The sequence below is a fragment of the Shigella sp. FC1967 genome, assembly GCF_001743005.1.
Lineage (GTDB): Bacteria > Pseudomonadota > Gammaproteobacteria > Enterobacterales > Enterobacteriaceae > Proteus.
Genome location: NZ_MIIZ01000659.1, coordinates 1 through 5,322, shown reverse-complemented (window position 1 = coordinate 5,322; position 5,322 = coordinate 1). Strand labels below are relative to the sequence as shown.

At 39.4% G+C, this 5,322-nt stretch carries 5 protein-coding genes; 1 reads left to right on the top strand and 4 read right to left on the bottom strand.

Going from position 1 to position 5,322, the window contains the following annotated elements; translation table 11 throughout:
* Window positions 1–175: 175 nt before the first annotated feature.
* The 4 genes from pdxY to anmK form a co-directional block, all read right to left on the bottom strand.
* On the bottom strand, window positions 176–1,045 hold the full coding sequence (gene pdxY, locus BHE89_RS08965) for a pyridoxal kinase PdxY (RefSeq protein WP_069369292.1): 870 nt from the start codon (window positions 1,043–1,045) through the stop codon (window positions 176–178).
* Window positions 1,046–1,168: 123 nt separating this feature from the next.
* Window positions 1,169–2,443, bottom strand: coding sequence for a tyrosine--tRNA ligase (gene tyrS / locus BHE89_RS08960; RefSeq protein WP_069369293.1), 1,275 nt, complete (start codon window positions 2,441–2,443; stop codon window positions 1,169–1,171).
* 132 nt (window positions 2,444–2,575) lie between these two features.
* Complete coding sequence (gene pdxH / locus BHE89_RS08955; RefSeq protein WP_069369294.1) at window positions 2,576–3,229, bottom strand: pyridoxamine 5'-phosphate oxidase; 654 nt, start codon at window positions 3,227–3,229, stop codon at window positions 2,576–2,578.
* Between the two features lie 43 nt (window positions 3,230–3,272).
* Window positions 3,273–4,385 (bottom strand): anhydro-N-acetylmuramic acid kinase, encoded by a 1,113-nt coding sequence (gene anmK / locus BHE89_RS08950; protein ID WP_069369295.1) that lies wholly within the window; start codon window positions 4,383–4,385, stop codon window positions 3,273–3,275.
* A gap of 221 nt (window positions 4,386–4,606) precedes the next feature.
* Here anmK and BHE89_RS08945 point away from each other — a divergent pair, with 221 nt between their 5' ends.
* On the top strand, window positions 4,607–5,074 hold the full coding sequence (locus tag BHE89_RS08945) for an outer membrane lipoprotein (RefSeq protein WP_069369296.1): 468 nt from the start codon (window positions 4,607–4,609) through the stop codon (window positions 5,072–5,074).
* Window positions 5,075–5,322: the final 248 nt, after the last annotated feature.

Sequence of the window (5,322 nt, the reverse complement as noted above, 5' to 3'; positions counted from 1 at the left end):
AACTAAAGGAAATAAAATAAATAATAATTTCGAGCACTGCGAAAAAAATATTTTTTTACGACATATAATATTATTTTTGTTCTTATATTCCATCGATATCTGACAACTGACCGCCTAAAAAAACGGAAACGATTAAGCCTCCGTTCTTGTTTTAATTAAATGCGTTTTATTACAATTAATCTATCTGTGTTGCGCAGAATCTGTGTGTTGGATGCACCATTTGATCTTGAGCAGCAACAAGTTGCAGTTCGTACTCATTCATCTCTTTCGTTTTTAGCATCACTTCATAAACCGCCGCGGCAACGTGTTCTAATGCAGTTTGTAATTCAACACCTTTAAGTAAATCCACCAGCATTAAGCCACTTGTTAAGTCACCGACACCCACAGGTTGACGCTCACCAAAATCAACTAATGGACGACTAACATGCCAACTGTGTTCTGCCGTTACTAGCAGCATTTCAAAGCGATCATGACGATATCCTGCACGTGATAAGTGTTTGACTAATACAATCTTAGGGCCTTGTTTACACAATTCACGAGCTGCATTGACGCATTCATCAACATTATGAAGGGCTTTGCCACCACTTAATGTTTCAAGCTCTAATAAATTAGGTGCAATGATATCACTAATAGGTAATGCTTTTTCACATAGCACGCCTGAAACAGCGGGAGGAACGATACACCCTTTTTCAGGATGTCCCATGACAGGATCACAAAAATACCATGCGTTAGGATTTGCTTGTTTTACTTTTTTGACGATATCAACAATGCGTAAACCTTGTTCAGCCGATCCCAAATAGCCACTTAGTACCGCATCACATTGTGAAAGTTTACCGATTGCGGCAATACCATCAACAATTTCAGTAATATGTTCTGCTGACATGACGCAGCCAGTCCATTTTTCTGGGTATTGTGTGTGATTTGAAAATTGCACGGTATTTAGAGGCCAAACATTCACCCCCATACGACGCATTGGAAACTCAGAGGCGCTGTTACCAGCATGACCGAAAACAACATGTGATTGAATAGAGAGTATATTTTTCATGACATAAACCGATTATTGTGAATACACACAACACCCAAGCTTTATCATCATAGGCGAGGTATATACGTTTATTTATTGTTATTAAGAAAAAGGGCAACTCACCAGCTGCCCTTTACTGTCAATTTATTTCCAGATAACAAGGCAGTAATGTTTTTTACCGCGACGCAAAATGGAATAATGACCAAATAAGAAATCATTTTCTTCAAAGACGTATTCAGGGTTGTCTTGTTTTTCGCCATTAATTGAAACTGCGTTAGAGCCGATCATTGTACGAGCCTGACCACGAGAAGGAACTAATTCCGCATTAACCAGTGCTTGTTGCAAATCACTGCCTTTTTCTAACTCAATTGTTGGCATACCATCTTGTGCTAATTGTTCAAGATCAGCTTGCGTTAAATCTGCAATTGCACCCGAAAACAAGCTTTCTGTAATACGTTTAGCAGCGATCAAACCTTCTTCACCATGAACTAAACCAGTAACGAGTTCTGCTAATACACGTTGAGCACGAGGCGCTTGACCACTATTTTTATCTTCTTCTTCAAGTGCATTAATTTCTTCAATGCTCATAAATGTGAAGAATTTTAAGAAGCGATAAACGTCAGCATCTGCTGTGTTGATCCAGAACTGGTAGAATTTGTATGGGCTTGTTTTTTTAGGATCTAACCAAACCGCTCCGCCTTCTGTTTTACCAAATTTAGTTCCATCAGATTTAGTAATTAATGGCACAGTCATACCAAATACTTGTTTCTGATTGAAACGACGGGTTAAATCGATACCTGAAGTGATATTACCCCACTGATCAGAGCCACCGATTTGTAATTCAACACCTAAATGCGTATTTAATGACGCAAAGTCATAAGCTTGCAATAGGTTATAGGCGAATTCAGTAAAAGAGATCCCCACATCGTCACGGTTTAAACGTTGTTTAACCGCTTCTTTGTTGATCATTTGGTTCACAGAGAAGTGTTTACCGATATCACGCAGGAATGTCAGCACATCCATTTGACCGAACCAGTCATAGTTGTTTGCTAATTCCGCACTGTTTTCACCACTGTTGAAATCTAAGAAAGGTGACACTTGTTTACGAATTTTTTCTACCCATTCGTGAACAGTATCTTGGGTATTCAGTTTGCGCTCGGTGGCTTTAAAACTAGGATCACCAATTAGACCCGTTGCACCACCCACCAACGCCACAGGCTTATGCCCGGCTAGTTGGAATCGTTTTAAACACAGCAAAGGAACCAAATGCCCCAAGTGCAGGCTATCAGCGGTTGGATCGAAGCCACAATAGAGAGCGATAGGACCTTGCTCCAAACGCTCTACTAAAGCTGCCTCATCCGTGACCTGAGCGATTAGCCCACGCTCCTGCAATTGTGTGATTAGGTTCTTGCTAGACATCAATGACTCCATCGGTTTATTGTTTTTTGTCTATTTAAAATATAAGTGAAACACAAGTGGTATAGCATAAAGCGCCACTACATTAAGTACCAGTAGAAAAAGACTTTTTGAGGTAAATTTATTAACACATTATTAAGGTGCTAATCGCTCAATGTCCCATCCTTGTGGTGATTTTTGGTAGATAAAGCGATCATGTAGACGATTTTCTCGCCCTTGCCAAAATTCGACAGAATCAAATGTCACTCGATATCCCCCCCAGAAACTCGGTAATGGCACTTCTCCATTTTGGAATTTCTGTTTTAATTCTAGGAATTTACTTTCTAACACGCCTCTTGCCGAGATACGGGAAGACTGTTGAGAAGCCCATGCCGCAATTTGACTATCTTTAGGGCGACTATGGAAATATTTAATGACTTCAATGGGAGAAAGCTTTTCAGCTTTCCCTAAAAAACAAACTTGCCTTTCTAATGGATACCAAGGGAATAATAAACTAACGCGTTGATTGTGTTCTAAATGACTCGCCTTGCGACTGCCCAAGTTAGTGTAAAAGACTAAGCCATGTTCATCGAAGTGTTTTAATAACACGATACGTTGGTAAGGTTGGCCATTTTCATCAACAGTTGCAACACACATTGCAGTAGGATCACTCAAACGCGCTTCACAAGCCTGCTTCAACCACTTTTCAAACAAAACTAATGGCTGTTCAGTTAATTCATGACGTCGTAGTCCACCATTCATATATTCGCGGCGTAAATCTGCAACATCAATAAAATCAAGTTCTGTCATTTTTCACTCTCTCTTTTGAGAAACTGTATTCAGCATATCACGCTTAACGAGGATTTGTAGGGTAAATCGCCCCTAAAACAGTTTCTCTTGATGCCCCTGTTACAGAAGGTAAATTTCCTGATTCATTTGCAATAGTACGAGCAGCTAACCAAGCAAATGCCAACGCTTCCATATCATCGCCACTTAACCCATATTTATCTGTTGTCGCAACTTCTGTACCGGGTAATAGTGCCGCTAAACGATGCATTATTTGTCCATTTCTCGCCCCACCACCACAAACGAGTAAACGTTCACATCCACCGTTTAGTTGGATCTGTTGCACAATACTTATCGCCGTTAATTCCACGAGTGTTGCTTGTACATCTTCAGGAAAAACATTAGGTACTCTTGCTAAATAGTAATTTAGCCATTGTGTATTAAAATATTCTCGCCCTGTACTTTTAGGTGCTGAACGCGAAAAGTAAGGATCCGAAAGCATATCTTTCAATAAAATTGGGTTCACCGTACCCGTCGCAGCCCATTTACCATTATCATCATAGGGTGTTTGGTTATGGATCCAATTCCAGCTATCTAATAGCATATTTCCTGGCCCCGTATCGTAACCTTTGACGGCAATACCGGGTAATAACAATGAGATATTGGCGATACCACCAATATTTAAAATCACGCGTTTTTCAGCAGGATGTCCTAATACAGCAAGATGAAAAGCCGGTACTAAAGGTGCACCTTGTCCGCCGTAAGCAATATCTTTGCGGCGAAAATCACCAACTGTCGTAATTCCTGTCAATGCAGCAACACGGTTGTTGTCACCAATTTGCATAGTAAAGGGCATATCACTTTCTGGCTCATGCCAAACAGTTTGTCCATGGCACCCTATCGCCGTAATATCACTCGCACTAAGTTTTACTTTTGCAAGCAACTCTATAATTGCTTGCGCATAAAGTTCACCCAATTGGGCGTCTAATAGACCGATTTCATGCAAGGTTGTAGATTGCCCTTGGCAAACAGCTAAAATTCGTTGGCGTAGATTTTGTGGATAAGGTAAAAAATGAGTTTCTTGTTGTGCAACGAACTTATTATTGATTGCAGCTAATACAACATCAACACCATCTAAACTTGTGCCTGACATCACGCCAATGTACCGCCCTGCTCTCATGTTCTTTTCCTTATAATCAAGATGATGCAAACTTTTAACATATAATGTTATATTCTCTCTTTTCAGAAATCTCTTCTGTTTTTACTATCGGCCTTTACTATATAATAAGCTATATATTATTAAAATCAGTGTCGACATACGCAAAAAACAAGCTATAACTGATACTAGATAACATTTGTATAATCTGAGCCATTTACATCAGATTTTCTTTAGGAGTAACTATGTTTAAGCATTTACTTATTGGTCTTTTTACAATGACTGTACTTACTGGTTGTGTGAATACAAATTCACTATCCGGTGATACTTATACCGCAAGTCAAGCGAAACAAGCACAAAATATTACTTATGGTACAGTGGTTTCTGTGCGTGCAGTAAATATTCAAGCGGGTAGCGATGAAAATATTTTAGGTGCTATCGGTGGTGCCGTTCTCGGTGGTATGTTAGGTAATACTGTGGGTGGTGGTACAGGTCGTAACCTTGCAACAGCCGCTGGTGCAATTGCAGGGGGTATGGCAGGGCAACAAGCACAAGGTGCTTTAAATACCACTAAGGGTGTTCAAATTGAAGTTCGTTTAGATACGGGTAAAACTGTTGCTATCGTTCAAAAAGCAGATAATACAGTTTATAGTCAAGGTCAACGTGTTGCAGTTATTGGTAACGGAAATAACTTAACGGTTTCTCCTCGCTAATTAGCAACAAAAAACAGGCAACGTTATTGTTGCCTGTTTTATTTTATGACTCAATAATAAGTAACCTAAAGAGAAAGCGGATATATAATCTAGTTATTAGAATTAGAAATATATAATGTTTTTTTGCTATATACTCGTCATATTTCAAGCTTCAGTATTGTTGATGTCCTTTACCCCCCACCAATCACATATTTTTATATATCTCTAGTGCTCCACTCACTTGTTATCTCGCTGAGAAACAAATTAAT